This window comes from Coleofasciculaceae cyanobacterium (assembly GCA_036703275.1).
Lineage (GTDB): Bacteria > Cyanobacteriota > Cyanobacteriia > Cyanobacteriales > Xenococcaceae > Waterburya.
Genome location: DATNPK010000020.1, coordinates 32,623 through 50,479, shown reverse-complemented (window position 1 = coordinate 50,479; position 17,857 = coordinate 32,623). Strand labels below are relative to the sequence as shown.

Here is a 17,857-nt window from a genome sequence, read left to right as displayed (position 1 = left end):
TAGTGAGGTTAAAACTCATGGCGCAAGTGTTAGTAGTCCTAAATGAACTCCAATCTGGAAAACAGACTTCAATGACAGCCAAGAAAATCAAAGCAGCATATAAATCGGGTCAAAGAGATTTTTCGCGATCGCAATTATTAAATGTATGTCTACATAAAGCGCAGTTGGCAGATATCAATCTTAGCAATGCTTATCTTAATCGAGCTATTTTGACTAAAGCTAACCTTGACCGCGCTTTTTTGAACCAAGCGCTGCTTTATGCTGCAAATCTACAGCAAGCACATTTATATAGGGCTAGTTTAATTGAGGCGAATTTAGAAAAAGCCAACTTAAGCAATACTACTCTCAATCATGCCAATTTGCATGGAGCTAATTTGAGTCAAGCCAATTTAGAACGCGCTCATTTAGTATGGGCAAATTTACGAAAAGCTAATTTAAATAATGCCAACCTTGAGGGTGCAAATTTGAGTGGTGCTAAGTTTTGTAGGACGATTATGCCCGATGGAAGCATGAGAAATGATGATTGTTAGTAGGCGTGGGCTTCAGGAGTAGCGAGTAATGAGTCTATCACGGATAAGCGGAGCAAATAATGAGTAATAAGTCTAGCTTTGGTTTGATTTGAAAACCTGACAATATCTTACTTGCTACTGACTACTTGAGCAAAGCAGATGTCATTACAGGGAAAAAAAAATGAGAAATTTTGATTATGTAATTTTGGGTGCAGGGCTGGGAGGGCTTTCAGCAGCAGCTTGTTTGACTCGCCAGGGATATCGAGTAGCGGTATTAGAACAGCACTATCTACCTGGAGGTTGTTGCCATACTTTTAGCTATGGTGACTATAGTTTCTGTGCCGATGTTCACTATATTTATCAAGGTGGTGACGGACAAGCAGTCAAACAATTTTTGAACTATATCGATCGTGATGTTCCATTTAATTCCCTCGATCCAGACTGTATCGATAGGGTGATTACTCCAGAGGTTGATTTTCGAATCCCTCTAAATTGGGAAAAATTACGCGCTCGCCTCATAGCAACTTTTCCCGAAGAAACCAGGGGGATTAATCTTTACTGTGACGAAATCAAGCAGCTACATCGAGAACTAAGACAGTTAACTCAACAGGTTCGTTGGTATGATTTAGATTGGTCTGATTGGTTATCTTTGCCGAAATATTGGCATCTATTTACCAGACGAAACTGGACGCTACAAGATCTTTACGATCACACAGGATTATCACCCAAGCTACAGGCACTATTAGCAGGACAAAGTGGCGATTATGGTTTACCACCCGCAGAAATTGCTTTAATCACCCATACATCTCTGGTTTGGGACTATTCAGAGGGTGCTTATTATCCTCAGCATCATTTTAAACACTTAGTTGATAGTATTGTCTCTGTCATCATCGAAGGCGGTGGGATAGTTAAATTTTCTACTCCAGTACAGCACATTGAAGTTGAAAATCATCAAGTAGTAAGCGTAACCGCAGGAAGCGAAACCTATCAAGCAGACAACGCTTATATCAGTGATCTCGATCCCAAACTAACGGTCAAATTGATGCATAATTCTCTAGCTTTAAGCAAACAGGAACATCATCGCCTGACTGATTACGAATACTCTGCTAGTGCGTTTAATATTTATCTTGGTCTTGATTCACAATTCGATCCTCATGACTACGGTATCGGCAACTGGAATATCTGGTACTATCCCGACGGCAATCTGAATCAAGCTTATCAACAGCAGCTTCGAGCAAATTTGTCACATCCTTGGATCTTCTTATCTTGTCCCACATTAAAGTCTAATCAACCAGGAATGGCACCTGAGGGGAATCATGTTTTAGAAATTACTACCGTCTGTCCTTATGAACCATTCAAAAAACTCCACCAAACAGATTTACCAGCCTATAAAGCTCAAAAACGAGCCGTGTATCAAGAATTAATGAACAGCGTTCGCGATCTAATTCCCGATCTAGATCGGCATATTCGGCTGAAAATTTATGGTACACCAACTACTAGTGAATTTTATCTCGGACAGCCTGAAGGTAATATGTATGGTGCTAAACTGATTCCTCAACAAATTGGTTTAAATCGTCTGGGTTATAAAACCGAATTAGCTAATCTATTTCTAGTAGGTGCGACTGCTGGTTACCCTAGCGTTCCAGGCGTAATTGGCAATGGCATGGATGTAACGGAATTGTTAACAGGTGAATCAATTCGCAGTTCTCAGTTAGTGGTTAGTCGTTAATCGCAAATTCTGGCTAATTAAATGCAGCTTCGCGTTGCGTAACTTCTAACATCAAAAGAAAATTAATATGTTTAAAAAAATTTTAGTAGCGTTAGATCTTTCTCTAGAAGCAGCGTCAGTTTTAGATTTTGCTTTATCTGTAGCTCAACCAAAAACGAGTGAAGTATTGCTGCTGCATTTCATTGATTGGCAGATGCAGGATGTATCTCCTTGGATTGGTTTTGGTACTTTATACGATATTAATCTATCGGGCGCTCAGCCTATCGGACAAGATCTTCCTCTAGCAACGACTAGCTATGATTGGAGTCGTCAGCGCCTGCAAAAAGAAGTCGAAACTAGTCAAGACTGGCTGGAAACTCTGACCAAAAAAGCTCAAAAACGTAAAAATCTTGCTTATAAATATGAATGTCGGATAGGCAACTGTAATTTGGGCATCGGCGATCGCGCCAAGGAATGGGGTGCAGATTTAATTGTTATTGGTCGTAGAGGACATCGAAACATATCAGAAATACTCTTAGGCAGCGTTAGCAATTACGTGATTCATCATGCCCCCTGTTCGGTTATGGTAGTTCAAGGCAATAAAACCTCGCCAGCCAACGAATTACTGGATGTGGCTGAAATTTAGTGGTCAATCATTGGAGGTTTTGAAATGGCAAGAATCAATTCTCTGAACTATCAAGAAAAAATCATTGCTTTGTGGACGGTGTTTCTTTTGGGAATACTATTTCATACTCAATTAGCTTTGATGCCTTTGTTTCATGGTATCGATGTGGCGATGATGGCTCATCGTCATCAAGAAACGGCAAATATGGCAGAGATAAAGCCTATTTTGTGGGGAATGTTATGCTTTTTTAACATCCCTATGCTAGCGATTATGACTACGGCTGTTTATAGTTTTAAACGCTATCGAAGGTTGCATTTTGGGTTGACGTTGGTATACACAACTCTAAATTTTATTCATTTGGTTGCCGATTTAATCGTCGATCCTATTGCTTGGTATCAAATTGTCCTGATGGTGCTATTACTTGTCATTGGCATTCTTTTAAATATTGTTGCCTATCAATGGATGCAAAGAAGCGCTACAAATAAATATTTTCTACAATAAAAGTAGTTCAGCTATCCTGTTTAAGGGAGGGCAAAATGAAAACTAACACTTCAGGTTTCGTTTTTAACTGCTTCAATTCTTTATTATTGGCGATCGCGGTCATGCTTGCTGCTATTACTACGGCAAAAGCACAAGTTTATTTTGATGTGATCGATGGATTATTTACACCAACCCAATCCGATCGATTTTTCCAGGCGGGTAGAGAAGATTTTGAACGAGAAATAGAGCTATTTACTCATCCAGAACGCTATCGCAGCAATGATTTACTTCAGATAGATCCAAAATTAATCGAACAAATGAATCGCTCTCGACAGCTTCCTAATTTTGAGTTGGATAATTCTCAATATGAATTACAGCAAATGAAAGCCCACGAGCGAAGCGTCCTTTAGGCGTGGGATGGTCTATCCACGAGTTTTTTGTTGAGCAATATATCTTTCGACCGTAGCCGATGAGACGTTCCCAGCGGTCGAACAGAAATAGCTCCTAGTCCACATTGAGGGCATTTTTAGCAGCTCGGTAAATTCTTGTCGCAAATATCTAGCAGTATAGCCTTTGACTTTGTGCATCACTTGAGACGGTGAAATTGTAGGCGGACAATTGAGGAAAGCATGAACGTGGTCGGGCATCACTTCTAAAGCTACTACAATTAAGTCGCTGTCTTGACAAGCTTCGTGTATCAAAACTTTTAGTCGCTGTTCGATTAATCCTTTCAATACTTTTCTGCGTCTTCTCGGACACCAGACAAAGTGGTAGTTGATTAATGTGACTGAAGTATTTTTATGACGATATTCTTGTCCCATGTCGTATTTAATTGGTGTCTATAATATTGTACAATAGACACATGAAGACTTATAAATTCAAGCTCTACCAACATAAGCGAAACAGGCATCTTATACGCACGATAAATGCAGCGGGGAATATATTTAACCACTGCATTGCTTTGCATAGAAGCTACTACAGCTTATTTGGCAAGCACTTGAGCAAGAATAAGTTAATGAAGCATATAGCCAAGCTCAGAAATAAAAATGAGTACTGGCAATTGGTAGGCTCTCAAGCCGTACAAGATATCGTGCAGCGGATAGATAGGGCGTACCAGCTATTCTTCAAGCACCATAAGAAAGGAGTAAAACCGCCAAATTTTAGAAAAAGAATCAAGTATAAATCTTTCACGCTAAAGCAAGCTGGTTATAAGTTTTTAGATGGCAACCGATTAAAAATAAATAAGCGAATCTACAAATTCTGGAAAAGCCGAGAAATTGAAGGAAACATTAAAACTGTCACTGTTAAACGTAATCCACTAGGAGAATTATTTTTGTTTGTAGTGACAGACTTTATAGACCGAGTATTAACAATCATGACGGGTAACAGCGCGGGTTTTGATGCAGGGGCTATCGCCCCAAGTCGCGTCTAGCGACGCTCTGCGCGAATGCGCTGCGATTAAAGGTTTTTCTAAGTTGCTCCGACAGCACAGAAATTAAATCGCCATTGTTTCTCAAGCAATCTTTGAGACAGCTGAAGTTAGCTAGTCGCAATCATTCCACCAAAAAACGAGGTTCTAAGTCTAGAGAAAAAGCTAGACAAGACCTAGTTAAAGTACACGAAAAAGTAGTTAACCGTCGTTCAGACTGGTTCTGGAAGTTTGCCCATAAGTTAACAGACAAATTTGATTATTTGTTCTTTGAGACGCTCAATCTAAAAGCAATGCAGCGACTATGGGGTCGTAAGATCGGCGACTTAGCTATGAGCGAATTTCTAAAGATATTAGATTGGGTAGCAACTAAAAAAGGCAAGACAGTCAGTTATATCGACCGTTGGTATCCTTCTACCAAAACCTGCTCGGAGTGTAATTTTGTAATTGATAACATTGGTTTAAACGAGCGTTATTGGGTTTGTCCGAGTTGCTCTACTAAACACGGACGCGATAGAAACGCTAGCCGAGTAATTCAAAAGGTTGGGGCTTCAACCTTGGGGTTAGGCGATGTCAGTCAGTTTCAAACTGCAATTGCTGTCTGAACCCCGAATCCCATCGGCTTATAGCCGTGGGAGTGGGTCAAATAGAGATATTACTAACTACTAACCACATCCCTAATTCTTTGTAATAAAGCGTTGGTAGTATAGGGTTTAGCTAAAAAACTGCTAATATTTAGATTGCGATCGCTAAATATTTGGCTAGTAAAATTGCGCCCGCTAACGGCAATAATCTTGGCATCGGGATTGATTTTTTGCAGGGTGCGAATAGCAGTCGTGCCATCCATAGCAGGCATCATCATATTCATTAATACTACGGCAACCTCAGCTTGATTTTTGACGTAAGCGGCAACGGCTTCGATACCATCATTGGCGGTAATGACTCGATAGTTGTGAGTTTCCAAAGAGGCTTTGGTGATTTCGCGAATTGTCGCTTCATCATCTACCACTAAAATTAATTCTCCTTTGCCCTTAGGAATAGTTCCACTCTCAGTCAAGTCTGATTCAGCCATCTTAATCGCGGGTATAAACACATCAAACTGAGTTCCTTGTTCGATCTGACTTACCACATTAATAAAGCCGCCATGATTGCGAATGATATTAATTACCGTTGCTAATCCTAAACCCGTACCACCCTCTTCTGTTTTAGTCGTAAAAAATGGTTGAAAAATCTGCTCTATATTGTCAGGTGCAATACCTAATCCCGTATCGCTAATTGAAATTGCTATATAAGAGCCTGCTTTGGCTTGAGGATATTCTCGAACAGATGTCTCATCAAGTAATAAGTTAGCCGCAACGATATTTAATAGTCCTCCATCAGGCATGGCATCTCTAGCGTTAATTACCAAATTGAGTAAAATTTGATGAATTTGTGTAGCATCTCCCCGAACAGTCCATAAGTTAGATGGTACATTGGTCTGAATTTCAATTGACTTGGGAAAAGTTTCCTTGGCAATCTGGCGTATATCTCTAATTAAGTGTTTAACCTGCACAACACCTTGCTTTGACTCAATACCTCTGGTAAAGGATAATACCTGCTGCACTAAAGCCGAACCACGTTGGACGTTGTTTTCCAGCATTTGAATCAACTCTCGAGAGCGAGGATCGATTTGAGGTAGGGTAACAGGCAAAAGCTGCACGCTCATCAAAATTGGCGTCAGAATGTTATTTAGATCGTGAGCCACACCACCAGCTAAAGAGCCAAGGCTTTCTAATCTTTGGTGACGACGAGACTGTTCTTCTAAAAGTTTTTTCTCTGTAATATCGGCAAGAACACCATTCATCTGCGTCGCCAGCCCTTGAGCGTCAAGCAAAGCATGACCTCTAGCTGTCAGCCAGCGCTCTTGTTTATTGGCTAGACTAATGCGAGTTTCAATTTCGTAAAGTTCGCCCGACTTAATCGCCCTGGTAGTTTGTTCATGGATATTGCTACGATCTTCAGGATGGATCAGCTCTAAAACTGCATCTAGAGTGCCAGGAAATTCTCCAGGAGTAAAACCTAAAATTGCTTGGGAGCGTTCGGATAAAATTACCTTATTAGTAGTCATATCCCAAATCCATGTCCCCAGGGCAGCCGCATCAAGGGCTGTTCTTAGTTGTGTTTCTCGTTCTCTTAACTTTTGTTCTGCTTGCTGACGTTGTTCGACTTCAATTTTTGCTTGCTGATACAGTTCTCCTTGCTGGATGGCGATCGCAACTTGAGTAGCTAAACGCTGGAGTAGCTCTAGTTCCGACTCCTGCCAATGACGAATGTTAGAACACTGATGGACAATTAATAATCCCCAGAGGCGATCTGCCTCAGCATTGGACTCGGTTAATAAAATTGGTATGGCAACATTGGCTTGTACCTGAAGATTTTCCAAAAATTCAACATGACATGGACTCAAGTTAGCTTGATGAATATCGGCTACGGCAAAAATATGTCCCTGTTGATAAGGTTCGATCCATGCTGGTTCAAAACAAGCGTCTTTAATCAATCGAGCTAAAATCGACCATTGAGGCTGACTAACTGCTTCGGTGCTGACAATACCAATCCAGTCTGGTTCAAAACGATAAATTAATACCCGATCTGCCTCGATCAACTGTCTTACTTCATCTACAGTGGTTTGGAGGATCAATTTTAAATCTAGAGACTGCCTAATTCGTAAGGCAATTTCTGCTACTACCTGCTCTTTTTGCTCTCGATCTTTTAATTCCTTTGCCTGTAACTCAACTTGACTTGCCAGCTCAAGATTACGACTTTGTAATATTGACCAAGAACCATGCAGATCGCTAAGCTTAATTGCTCGTAATAAACCACCTTGGGTAACAATGCCCAGTAGTTCTCCTTGTTCACTAGTTACTACTATGCGTCGCACGAGATATTGATTCATTTGCTGATGCACCTCCCAAAGAGAGTCATCAGGCTGGGCGAGAAACAAAGGAGTACTCATGACTACCCGTGCTGGAATCTCTGCCAAATTCAACTCTAGTAATTTAAACTGAACTATATCTGTTGCGGTAATAATCCCCAAGGGGATGAGCAAATCATTAGTTTCCACGATCGGTATGCTGCTTACCTGATAATCACTCATCAATTGAGCCACTGACAACACCGAAGCGTCTGGTAATGCGTGGATTGCTCTAGACATTACTTCTTTAACCGTGCGGAATTTCAATAAATCAACCGATCGCAATGCTCGACGCAAACTACTTTGTGTAACTAACCCTAGCAAGCAATGGTTTTGATCGACGATTGGTAAATGATGAATTGGATATCGACGAAATAAATTTAGTAACGTAAAAATATCTTGTGAACCCGTAGAAGTTAAAGTAATCACATCTCGGCTCATCACCTCGCCTAGAGTAATACCTTTGATGTTTTTTCCCGAGGCAATTAAACGAGTCAAAGCTTGCTCGGTCAAAATACCCTGTATTTGAGAATTAGCGATCGCTAAAACACAACTGCGATCGACTGGGGTGAGAAAATCAGATTCACCAATGCGCTCTTCAACTGTTAATAAACAACTTTTGGTCCAATTTTGGCTCATTAAGGCGATCGCGTCTTCTAGTAGGATTTCAGGAGATACAGCTAGTAGTTCTTTTTCGATTGCTTGTTCCCAGGAGATTGAGTTATTCTGCTGCATGACTATGCTATGCCTACTAGGTTATTGCCATTAAAGTATAAATATCGATGATTTCTTATTTACAACTATTGTTTATTTAGTTATAAATACTTATATTATATGTATGAAAACTTGAATCAAGCGTGAACATATATTGCGAAATATTGCTTAAAACCAACAATACAAGTAACTGCGTCTAATTTGTTGGATAAGAAAGAGCATCAAGGTTGGTTCAGTCTTAACCAAGGATAGTTTTGCCAATCCTGGCGAATCCAGCAGGAGAGTCCAGCCTGTTGCGATACAGTTTCTACAGCTACTATTGCATCGGGGTCTTCCAAGTCGATCTGTCCTGGATTGCCCAATGTTTGCAGTTCTTCCAGGATAATTCGATCGAGAAAACCTGCTTCGTAGTCACTGGAAATAAGACCCTTGAAACCTCGACGGTGCATCCGAACCGAGAATTTTTTACCTGCTAAGGTAGGTAACCAGTTTAAGACTATTTCTTTAGCTTTGATTTCAAATTCTGCTGATGATTGAAAAGAAAAAGTTGCAGTGACAGGCACTATTCGAGATACAAGTTTAGCCAGACTAGGCTCTTTTATTAGTTTATTATTAAAAGTTTCTAGAAATAGAGGAATACTTTCGACCTTCATCAGCAAAACATTTTCAAAGTCGCTTTGATAGACTGTTCCCAATTCTTCTAGTAGCAAATAAGCTTGACTGAAGCTATGTTCGTCTAGGGTAACCACTACATTCCAGTTAAGCATCTTGCTCCTCCTTCAATCTTGATTTGTGTTTTGCTCAAGCTGCGATCGCTTCTTTTGAAGACAAATCTCCTGCACTAAACTTATTTTCATTTCATCTTCATTTTCAACTTAATTTTAAAACTTGAGAAACTTGTGAAGCAAAAGCTAGTTAATAGATGGGCAAACACAGTTACAGCTCAAGACAACCTACCAGCACGTCCAGGCTAAAATGCTGCAAGTTAGACTTCATAAGGTTTTTAGCCTAATAAAACTATAAAAATCTTTATTACTATCTATCTTCACAGTTTTCTCATAATTGGTTATTAGTATTAGCATTGTTGTTAAATAACTGCCACGTGTCCTTAGTTAATAAACTCAATAATTAATGACTATTAATGACAAGTTAATCAAAGGCAGAATTGTCAACTACTAAAAATACAAAGCAACACTAACATACAAAGGCGATCGCTCATTAAAAATAAGAGTCGATCAAAAATATTTTAAAAGCTATTGGCTTAACCAGCAAACAATCGCTGAATCTATGGTCAAATCTAGTGATATATGGACTTTGAGCCCGATCGAGATTAATTAAGTACATTACGATTTCCAGATTCTCAACACCAAATCAAAGGAGAATATTTCGATGAATCAACTCATATTACTTTATGGTTATTTAGTTGGATTATTGATTGTCGGAGCAAGTTTTCTGCACTTAGTTCCACGCTTAGGTTCAGGAGGAAAGAAAATTGCTGATTGGTTTTGCTATGCACCAGGTATAGATTTGGCATTAGCCTATTTCATGTTGATGCCACTCACCATTGGTATGCTTGCATTAGGATGGCAAGGTTTGGGAATTGCACTATTAGCCGAATTAACTGCTTTATGGTTATGGATAATTGGCCATGAATTGACTCATCGAGAGCAAAGCGAGCGAGCTAAAATTCATCGTCAAATGAGTAATATAGTCGGCAAATGGCAAAATCATGCAGCGATGTGGATTACTGCCTTAGCTATTCCTTTATTTTGGGTAGTTCGTTTTACTGAAGTAATTGTTTATCCTCCTTTAACTAAGTTAGTGAAACTACCTCGATATAACTCCAAAGACTGGGTAAATGTTTCGCGACAAAAGTTTGAAGGATTAATCGGCTACGATTTAATTTGGTGTTTGTATTGTGATTGGATGACTGGAGTATGGTCATTAGCCACAGAAATGTTACGTAATGTCGAGTCATTTTGGTGTCCAATTCGCTTTTATTCTGAGAAAAAATGTGAAAATTGTCAGCTAGACTTTCCTGATGTTGACAATGGTTGGGTAGCAGCTGATGGAACTATGGAAGATGTTACCGAATTATTAGCATCTAAGTATACAACTGCTCAAGAAGAAAGAGCTTGGTATGGTCATTCCTGTCGAAATTGTCCCGAGCAATCTTCTGTTGAGCAGTAACTAGAAACAGCAGATGCTTAGAGCATTCTTAAATGTGTTTTGAAGAATTGTTATTCGCCTCACAAATAAACAATCCAAGCTTTCAGTTTAAATTCAGGCAAATACTTTGGAGAGAAAATCAAACTATGACTTCTACAAACAATATTAAACAGCTAGACTCTCAAGCGGTTAATGCTCAAAATCTTCAGCAAAACTCTGTTAGCAAGCAATATAAGCCTTTAATGGTAAAACCGATTAATGGAATACAGCTGCTGTTTGCTGAAAGCTATATTAATGGCTTAAAAATACCTGATGCATTGTGTCTAAAATTATTGACCAATACCACGGCATTTTTCTATAAAAATCTTTCTTCTTTAATGATTGCTTATGATTGGGTTACCAAAGAAAGCGATCTCCTTGCTGAAAGTTCACAGGAATTGATGGATATTCAATACAATCAACCAGAAACAATGTTCAAGTTGATGCTGGGTGAAAGTGATGTAATGTATCCTAAATATACCATGGCACTATGGGAACAAGGAGCCACAAACTTAGAAGCAGCCCAAATTGCTATGCTAGATGACCTGCTCGAAAAAGCGCAGATTGTCGATGGAGACGAAATACTAGATATTGGTTGTGGTTGGGGTTCTGCTGCTAATTATATTTTGCAAAAATTCCCCAATGTCAAGGTAACTGGTTTGAATTTGAGCCATGGGCAATGCGAATATATTCGTAAACAAATTAGAACCCAGAATAGTCCTTTGAGTTCAGAACGATTTACTCTTTGTGAAGCAGATTTTAATGATGTTGTTTTTACTCATAAATTTGACAAAGTTATTACCTTGGGTGCGTTTGAACATATTGGTAACTTGACCAAATCTTTGGCCAAAGTTGCTTCTTTGTTAAAGCCTGAAGGCAAAGTTTTTATTCATATTATAAGCTCCAGCTTAAGTCATAATTTCTGGCCTCCTTTTATTCAGAAATATATATTTCCCTATGCACGAGTTTGGCATTATGACTTTATTCCTAATTGTAATCAAGATCTTAAAACAATCGACACATGGTACATCAATGGTATGAATTATGCGCAAACTTTACGCACTTGGTTAAAAAACTTTGATGATAACCAAGATGTAATTAAAACCTTAGATTTTGGCATGGACTATTCTAGATTTAGACGGATGTGGAGACTATATCTTTTATGGTGTATTGCTTATTTTGAAGCAGGTCAGGGCAATTTTCTGGGAAATGGACAATATTTAATGGTTCATTCCTAAATTTAATCTGGGGGGCATAATCTTTTCATGTCCCTACCAGTTATTATCGCTCATTATCCTCCTAATGGTTGCGTTGAACCATCAAGTGCGATCGCGTTGTTTTTGAATAGTTGCTGGCTGTATCGTACCAACTCGCGATCGCAAAACTGCACCCAAGCCAAAGAGATTAAGCATTAGAATAATTAATCGTCCTGCAATGGGAATCAGACCAATTACGGCTAGAATTAACATTCCTACCAAGAAAGGAATAAAAGCGTTTTCTTTACGAGGCAAAACTTTTTTACCGATCCATAAACCAGTTGCGATCGCACCTAGTAATCCAGCGACAAAAAAGGCTAAATTAACGATGGGAATAAGCAAAAACCCAAATACGCTACCGCTAAATAGGGAGGTAAATAGCGTAATCGCCACAATACTAACCAGACCCCATATTCCACTTTCAAACGGATGTTGGTGCATAGTTGCAGTGATGCTTTTAATCCGCTCGGGAAGTAGTAAAAGCAAGAATACACCAAAAGCAAAGATGACCATTAAAGAGACGAGAAAAAATAAGACATTGGTTAAATAAATAGTGCCAAATAAGCCGAAGCGATCTAATAACACTTTGGCGTTACTAAACGCGACTACTTCGTTACCCCCAACTAACGCACCTGATTCTTTGATAATTTGTCCGCCAATAGCAACCGCATCCCCACCAACACTAGCATTGGTCTTGAGAATCACGTCGCCACCAATAGCCACTGCATCGTTGGTAACTCGTCCCTGATTGAGAATGGTAACATCGCCACCAATAGCCACTACATCGGTCATTACTTGTCCAGCGGGAACTATAACGTTATTGCCCATCTTAAAAATCTGAAGATCGGCTTCACTTTTTGCGCTCGCAACTCCAGTCACTAAAATCAATAAGAAAGCTGCTAAAAACGCTAAGATTAAAGCTCGAATTTTTCGCCAATTCATTTTGTTCTCCTTTAATCTGATTAGTAATCAGTAGGGGCGATTCGCGGGTTAAGTAGCGTCTGTGAAGATATTGTCCCTAGCCTGACTTCATAACATCACTTCATCGACAGCTCTTCTCGGAGTAGGTTTGGTGTCTTTGGCATATCCTAAGCGGAGGAGAATTTGCGGGTAGCCATTTTCGGGAAATAAGGTCTGTAGGCGCGATCGCAATTGGGGAATTTCAATTGGTTGATTCAACAAAGATGCCCAAACATCGTCAACCCTGGCTCTTAATAGTAAATGTGCTAGAGCTTCCCCAGTAGCTAACCAGTCTTGGGGAGTGTCGCCATTGCTGCTGATTAAAATTAACACAGGTGCAGTTTCTACCAATTTTCGGTCTTTATTAGCCTGAGATTTACCTAGATTGAACGAGCGGATAGCCGAAATTAAAGGCGCGATCGCCTCTAATCTGGGATTGATTCCTTGGGCTTCTGGGGTTAGACCATTATGACGGGAAGTTCTGCTAGAGTGAATCCAGCGAGCTAATTCCTGGCGAAATAGCGGATTAGACATTTGCAGGCGATCGCCTTGAGCAATTAAGTTAACGATTTCTTCACGACTAGCTTCAGGAATAACCTGTGTCGAGATCTGTAGCCAATCCCCTTCTGAACTAGTAGCTGATTTTAGTTCTGAGATTAAAGATGTAGGAAGCCGACAATTTTCTAAAGGACGACGATTAGTACATCTTTGGGAAATTGCCCAAAACAAAAAGTTTTCTTCGACTTGGACAATTCTTTTGCTCCCTAAGCGAATACGCGCTAACAAATTAGGATTGAGATGTTCGGGAAGAATTTCTACTACGTCTCTATGACCGAAGTGGCGCATGGCAATGCGGAGATAAAACAAAGTTGCTCCACAACTTATAATTTGTTCACGATAATTTGGATCGGCTACAAGTAAAGCGCGAGTTTTGTCAGCATATAGTTCAACAACATCATCAACTATTTTAAATATCCAAGGCTGAGTATTGTGTCCCGATGGTGCTAATACTGCATAGTTAAGTAAAAATTTAAGTTTTTCTGCTGTCGATTCAGCTACAGGAAAATCATCTTCTAGAATTTTTATAGCGTCAAATGTTAGTCTGGACATTGTATTTCTCCTAGGTCAAATTAGTCATAGTCGATTAGTTCTTGTTGATAATCCAAATAAACGCAAGTTATTAGGAACGCTTGTGCTGCTATTTATGCCGCGATCGCGGAGCCCTAAAGGATTAGCCCTAAAGGATTCGCTTCGCATCTCGCCTGGAGGCGCGTCCGTGGGCGGAGCCCAATCGCATCACCATAATTTATTTTTCTCAACGCTCAATAGCTCAATAGCTCAATAGTTGTGTAACGATATTGTTTTGAGTTCACTTTGAAGTTAGTTCAAAAGTCTGAGGAACTTGTGAGGGTAAAGATGCTGTTTGTCCTCAAGTTAAAAAAGCTAAAAGTGAGACAGTTGCGTCCCTGAACGGACGACGCAGAGGACGCGAAGGGCTAATAGCGCAGCGCGTACGCGCAGATCGTGAGGGGCTGTCCTAAAGGACGACGCGAAGCGCGACACGAAGTTAGTCCGTGCATGATAAGCGGAGCAGCGGACGCGACGTAAGGAGCTAATCCTTTAGGGCGGTCTTGGGCTTTGCCCAAGTATAGCGATATCCGAAGGTGTATCCTTTAGGACTGCTTCAAGAAGCTTCGAGACCGAAGGGCGGAGTGCGGTTTATCCGTGAATCCGTGATTGGCATATCCTTTAGGGCAAAAGTGCGGTCTTGGGGGTTTCCACCAAACTAAGCGGTGCAAGCAAGGCGCGTTTTGCGAGACAGTCCGTTGCGGGGGTTCCCCCCGTTATAGGAACTGTCGAGGTTGAGTAAGAAGATTCTTACTCAAAAGCCGCCGCCCCATGAGCAACTTTTGTAAGAAGCTAGTCTATCACGGATAAGCTTCGAGACCGAAGGGCGGAGTGCGGTTTATCCGTGAATCATGCACGGGCAAATGTGCAAGTCTTGCTGTTGTAAGGCATACATCAAATCACCAGCGCCTAAATTTTTTTATATTTTTATATATTTGTCGAGAAATTTAATACTTTTTTAGAACATCACAAGTTCTTCAAATTTTGCGCTTAATTTTGTTCAAAGTAAGTTAATTACGCCTAGTAGCGGTGAATATGATGCGGATCGTAAAGTCGACAACGGGATAATTAATAAACGTTCCAGATTAATCGTACGCTGTGCGGATGTAGCAGTCCGATTACCATGCCCTTCGGGCTGAAGTAATAAGTATGGAGTAATGAGTTTCTTTACTTATTACTCGCTACTCGCTACTGACTACTTACTACTCGTGACACTATGTTTAAGAGGGAATTATGGCTTCAGGAATCATGCTCGAAGGCAAATGGACAACCGACGGCAGCAAATCAGATGCCAACGGTAAGTTCAACCTGACAGCGACAACGTTTCGCGATCGCGTGACCGCCGATGGCAAGAGCGGGTTTAAGGCAGAAGCAGGGCGTTATCATCTCTATGTTGCTTTGCCGTGTCCGTGGGCGCATCGCACCTTAATTATGCGAGAACTCAAGGGGTTGAATGAAGTTATCTCAGTCTCTATTGTCGATCCAATTATGAGCGATAAGGGATGGAGGTTTTCCGAAGCACTGACCATTCCCGATCTAGTGAATCACGCTCAATATTTGCAAGAGATTTATCTCAAAGCCGATCCTAAGTATACAGGACGAATAACTGTTCCAGCTTTGTGGGATAAGCAATCTTCAACAATCGTCAACAACAAATCTTGTGAAATCGTTCGGATGTTGGACGTAGAGTTTGCCGAATTGGCAACCAGGCAAATAGACTTATATCCATGCGATCTACAACAGAAGATTGAGGAAACGATCGAGGCAATTTATCTGCCAATTAATGCTGGCGTATATCGCTCTGGTTTTGCGACTTCGCAAGCAGCTTACGAAGATGCGGTGACCAAACTCTTCGAGAATTTAGATCGATGGGAAACCGTGCTAGGCAAGCAGCGTTATTTGTGCGGCGATCGCCTTACCGAAGCTGACGTTTGTCTGTTTGTTACCTTATATCGCTTCGATTCAGTGTATCACGGTCATTTTAAGTGCAATTTACGGCGAATTCTCGACTATCCTAATCTCTGGAATTATCTCAAGGATTTATATCAGCGTCCTGAATTCAAAGTGACCTGTAATCTAGACGATACTAAACGCAGCTATTACATGAGCATGAGCGAGATTAATCCAAATCGAATCGTACCAAAAGGGCCAATTATCAATTTTGACGAACTGCACGATCGCCATCGCTTCGACAACGCTTAGTCGCGAGCGTTTTAACAGTCCAAACTTTAGTGGCATCTACAGACCAATTAAATGCAGAGAATTTGATGAAAACACTCAAAGAAAAGCTAACAGTTCCTCAAGGCTTCCAAAATATGCAGGCATTTAGCTTGCTCGAAGCACTCTTGGGTCGTCTGGGAGCAGAAATTCCCGACGGTGTACTCGCCTACAAGTCTCGACATGAGATTGAGCCACTTTCTGAATTAGAAAAACTGCTTGTAGTGACAGCCTGCGGGGGCAATACTAGCTGGCATCATTTAATTTATCGCGCCGAGCAATACGCACCGCACCTTTCCTTCGGCGGCGGGATTCCATACCAGCATGACATTTTTCACCGATGACGAAGGGGTGTATGTGCTAGACAACCGCGATGCGATCGCCTTACCCGAACGAGCAGAAGATGGTTCTCTTGAGCTTGAAGTTGTTTTGGACGTTCTTAAAAATCAGCTCGAAAAAATTCAGGATAAACGGCTTAAATTACCGCCAAAAGTTCCTTTCGTCGAACCCCACAACACTTGGGTGGTCAATCATCCTGGAACGCTTCTGGTCATTCCTGTTGGTGACTTGGCACAGCACGTTCTAGCTGGACTATGCTACTACCTGCAAAACGGGGTCGTTTTCCATGATGATATAAATCATCGCTCAATTCCTGGATTAGCTAAGTATAGCCACCTTGCCGATCTGGAAAATTCTTTTCCGCTGACGTTTCTAGAGCAATGGTCGATGGCGGAACTCACTACCGAACTAGCTACAAGCTGTTATGCTGGTGCGTTGATGCTACAAGCGATGGGGTTGGGAGGCTGGATGTTTGATGGTATCGATCCATTTGTGATGCTAGGTGCGAGTGGCGAGCCTGATGTATCGGGGTTGGGCTTTCGTTACGATAACAGCGATCGCTGGCCCTATCCAAATCCCACTGGATTAGAAGGAGTAATCGAAGGCTTTTGTCCGCCTCATTATCCAGATATGCGTGCTGCTGTTGAGGCACTGTGCGATCGCAAATTTGGTTCTGGCGGACCGTTCAATGCCGAAACACCTGGTCCTTGGAAAGACTCGGCGAAAGTTCGCGATCGCTGCTGAGATTCATGGCGCAGAATTTAGAGACTGCGTAGCTCTTCAAGCTCAGTATGTGTTAGATACGTTCGGCAAATTCCCAGGTACAGTTCCCTCAATCTTCCTAATTACCTATCTCCAGGCACATCATTTAGACCTATTTTATGACAAGTTCTACAAGCCAGGAGCTTATTTAAAAACCCATGCCGAGCATATGAAGCACTGGCACTCGTAAGTTAAAATACGGCTATACTTATTTTAACTTACGAGTACAAACTTAATTATCAATCAATCTACCCTTCAGGATTGGAAAAGTAAGCATCGAGCTTGTCTAAAATAGCAATTTTTCGTTCTCGATTGCCTTGGGCTGCCATAGCCTTAAATCTACTTTCTGCGTCGAATTCTGCTAGAGCAATAGTGCTTAATTCTTCCATCAGCTTATTAAGACTCATTCCTCTGGCTTTGGCTAATTCTTTTAATCTTTCGTGTTTATCATCGGCAATACGAACCATAACTCCCATAAATACCTTTTATATTATTTCTTCTGGTTTGAGTGCGAGATATGCTGAGGTTTCCTCAGCATATAGAATCGCGCTGTTGAGAATCTCGATCTGAGG

19 protein-coding genes are annotated in these 17,857 nt (G+C 40.8%); 13 read left to right on the top strand and 6 right to left on the bottom strand.

Annotation, left to right across the window (positions count from 1 at the left end; all coding sequences use genetic code 11):
- The first annotated feature begins 17 nt into the window (after positions 1–17).
- From V6C71_03925 to V6C71_03905, 5 genes are all read left to right on the top strand, one after another.
- Positions 18–530 (top strand): pentapeptide repeat-containing protein, encoded by a 513-nt coding sequence (locus V6C71_03925; GenBank protein HEY9767641.1) that lies wholly within the window; start codon positions 18–20, stop codon positions 528–530.
- Between the two features lie 160 nt (positions 531–690).
- The gene (locus V6C71_03920; protein ID HEY9767640.1) at positions 691–2,238 is read left to right on the top strand and encodes an NAD(P)/FAD-dependent oxidoreductase; all 1,548 of its coding nucleotides are present in this window, start codon (positions 691–693) and stop codon (positions 2,236–2,238) included.
- Between the two features lie 67 nt (positions 2,239–2,305).
- Positions 2,306–2,863 (top strand): universal stress protein, encoded by a 558-nt coding sequence (locus V6C71_03915; protein ID HEY9767639.1) that lies wholly within the window; start codon positions 2,306–2,308, stop codon positions 2,861–2,863.
- A gap of 24 nt (positions 2,864–2,887) precedes the next feature.
- Positions 2,888–3,343 (top strand): hypothetical protein, encoded by a 456-nt coding sequence (locus tag V6C71_03910; protein ID HEY9767638.1) that lies wholly within the window; start codon positions 2,888–2,890, stop codon positions 3,341–3,343.
- 35 nt (positions 3,344–3,378) lie between these two features.
- Positions 3,379–3,732: a hypothetical protein gene (locus tag V6C71_03905; GenBank protein HEY9767637.1), complete on the top strand. Its 354-nt coding sequence runs from the start codon at positions 3,379–3,381 to the stop codon at positions 3,730–3,732.
- A 12-nt stretch (positions 3,733–3,744) separates the two neighbouring features.
- Here the strand turns inward: V6C71_03905 and tnpA are convergent, their stop codons facing one another.
- Complete coding sequence (gene tnpA / locus V6C71_03900) at positions 3,745–4,143, bottom strand: IS200/IS605 family transposase (protein ID HEY9767636.1); 399 nt, start codon at positions 4,141–4,143, stop codon at positions 3,745–3,747.
- A 194-nt stretch (positions 4,144–4,337) separates the two neighbouring features.
- Between tnpA and V6C71_03895 the strand changes: the two genes are divergently transcribed.
- Positions 4,338–4,754, top strand: a complete 417-nt coding sequence (locus tag V6C71_03895) for a hypothetical protein (protein HEY9767635.1) — start codon at positions 4,338–4,340, stop codon at positions 4,752–4,754.
- 20 nt (positions 4,755–4,774) lie between these two features.
- Entirely contained in the window at positions 4,775–5,356 is a 582-nt protein-coding gene (locus tag V6C71_03890; protein ID HEY9767634.1) for a transposase, read from the top strand.
- Positions 5,357–5,409: 53 nt separating this feature from the next.
- Here the strand turns inward: V6C71_03890 and V6C71_03885 are convergent, their stop codons facing one another.
- Both V6C71_03885 and V6C71_03880 read right to left on the bottom strand, forming a co-directional pair.
- Positions 5,410–8,436: a CBS domain-containing protein gene (locus V6C71_03885; GenBank protein HEY9767633.1), complete on the bottom strand. Its 3,027-nt coding sequence runs from the start codon at positions 8,434–8,436 to the stop codon at positions 5,410–5,412.
- Between the two features lie 200 nt (positions 8,437–8,636).
- Positions 8,637–9,182, bottom strand: coding sequence for a THUMP domain-containing protein (locus V6C71_03880; GenBank protein ID HEY9767632.1), 546 nt, complete (start codon positions 9,180–9,182; stop codon positions 8,637–8,639).
- A 622-nt stretch (positions 9,183–9,804) separates the two neighbouring features.
- On the opposite strand from V6C71_03880, the gene V6C71_03875 reads away from it, so the two are divergent.
- On the top strand, positions 9,805–10,605 hold the full coding sequence (locus tag V6C71_03875; GenBank protein HEY9767631.1) for a hypothetical protein: 801 nt from the start codon (positions 9,805–9,807) through the stop codon (positions 10,603–10,605).
- A 125-nt stretch (positions 10,606–10,730) separates the two neighbouring features.
- Positions 10,731–11,861, top strand: a complete 1,131-nt coding sequence (locus V6C71_03870) for a class I SAM-dependent methyltransferase (GenBank protein ID HEY9767630.1) — start codon at positions 10,731–10,733, stop codon at positions 11,859–11,861.
- A gap of 81 nt (positions 11,862–11,942) precedes the next feature.
- On the opposite strand, the gene V6C71_03865 is transcribed toward V6C71_03870, so the two are convergent.
- The gene (locus tag V6C71_03865; protein HEY9767629.1) at positions 11,943–12,821 is read right to left on the bottom strand and encodes a hypothetical protein; all 879 of its coding nucleotides are present in this window, start codon (positions 12,819–12,821) and stop codon (positions 11,943–11,945) included.
- A gap of 87 nt (positions 12,822–12,908) precedes the next feature.
- Positions 12,909–13,949, bottom strand: a complete 1,041-nt coding sequence (locus V6C71_03860) for a hypothetical protein (protein ID HEY9767628.1) — start codon at positions 13,947–13,949, stop codon at positions 12,909–12,911.
- Between the two features lie 1,251 nt (positions 13,950–15,200).
- On the opposite strand from V6C71_03860, the gene V6C71_03855 reads away from it, so the two are divergent.
- From V6C71_03855 to V6C71_03840, 4 genes are read left to right on the top strand one after another with little or no spacing between them, the layout of a single operon-like run.
- Positions 15,201–16,169: a glutathione S-transferase family protein gene (locus V6C71_03855; GenBank protein ID HEY9767627.1), complete on the top strand. Its 969-nt coding sequence runs from the start codon at positions 15,201–15,203 to the stop codon at positions 16,167–16,169.
- 29 nt (positions 16,170–16,198) lie between these two features.
- Positions 16,199–16,528: a hypothetical protein gene (locus tag V6C71_03850; protein HEY9767626.1), complete on the top strand. Its 330-nt coding sequence runs from the start codon at positions 16,199–16,201 to the stop codon at positions 16,526–16,528.
- Positions 16,509–17,267, top strand: coding sequence for a hypothetical protein (locus V6C71_03845; protein HEY9767625.1), 759 nt, complete (start codon positions 16,509–16,511; stop codon positions 17,265–17,267). Before V6C71_03850 ends, V6C71_03845 begins: the two co-directional genes overlap by 20 nt.
- Positions 17,212–17,475, top strand: a complete 264-nt coding sequence (locus tag V6C71_03840) for a hypothetical protein (protein ID HEY9767624.1) — start codon at positions 17,212–17,214, stop codon at positions 17,473–17,475. The genes V6C71_03845 and V6C71_03840 overlap by 56 nt, the downstream gene beginning before the upstream one ends.
- 58 nt (positions 17,476–17,533) lie before the next feature.
- On the opposite strand, the gene V6C71_03835 is transcribed toward V6C71_03840, so the two are convergent.
- On the bottom strand, positions 17,534–17,761 hold the full coding sequence (locus tag V6C71_03835; protein HEY9767623.1) for a toxin-antitoxin system HicB family antitoxin: 228 nt from the start codon (positions 17,759–17,761) through the stop codon (positions 17,534–17,536).
- Between the last annotated feature and the right edge of the window lie 96 nt (positions 17,762–17,857).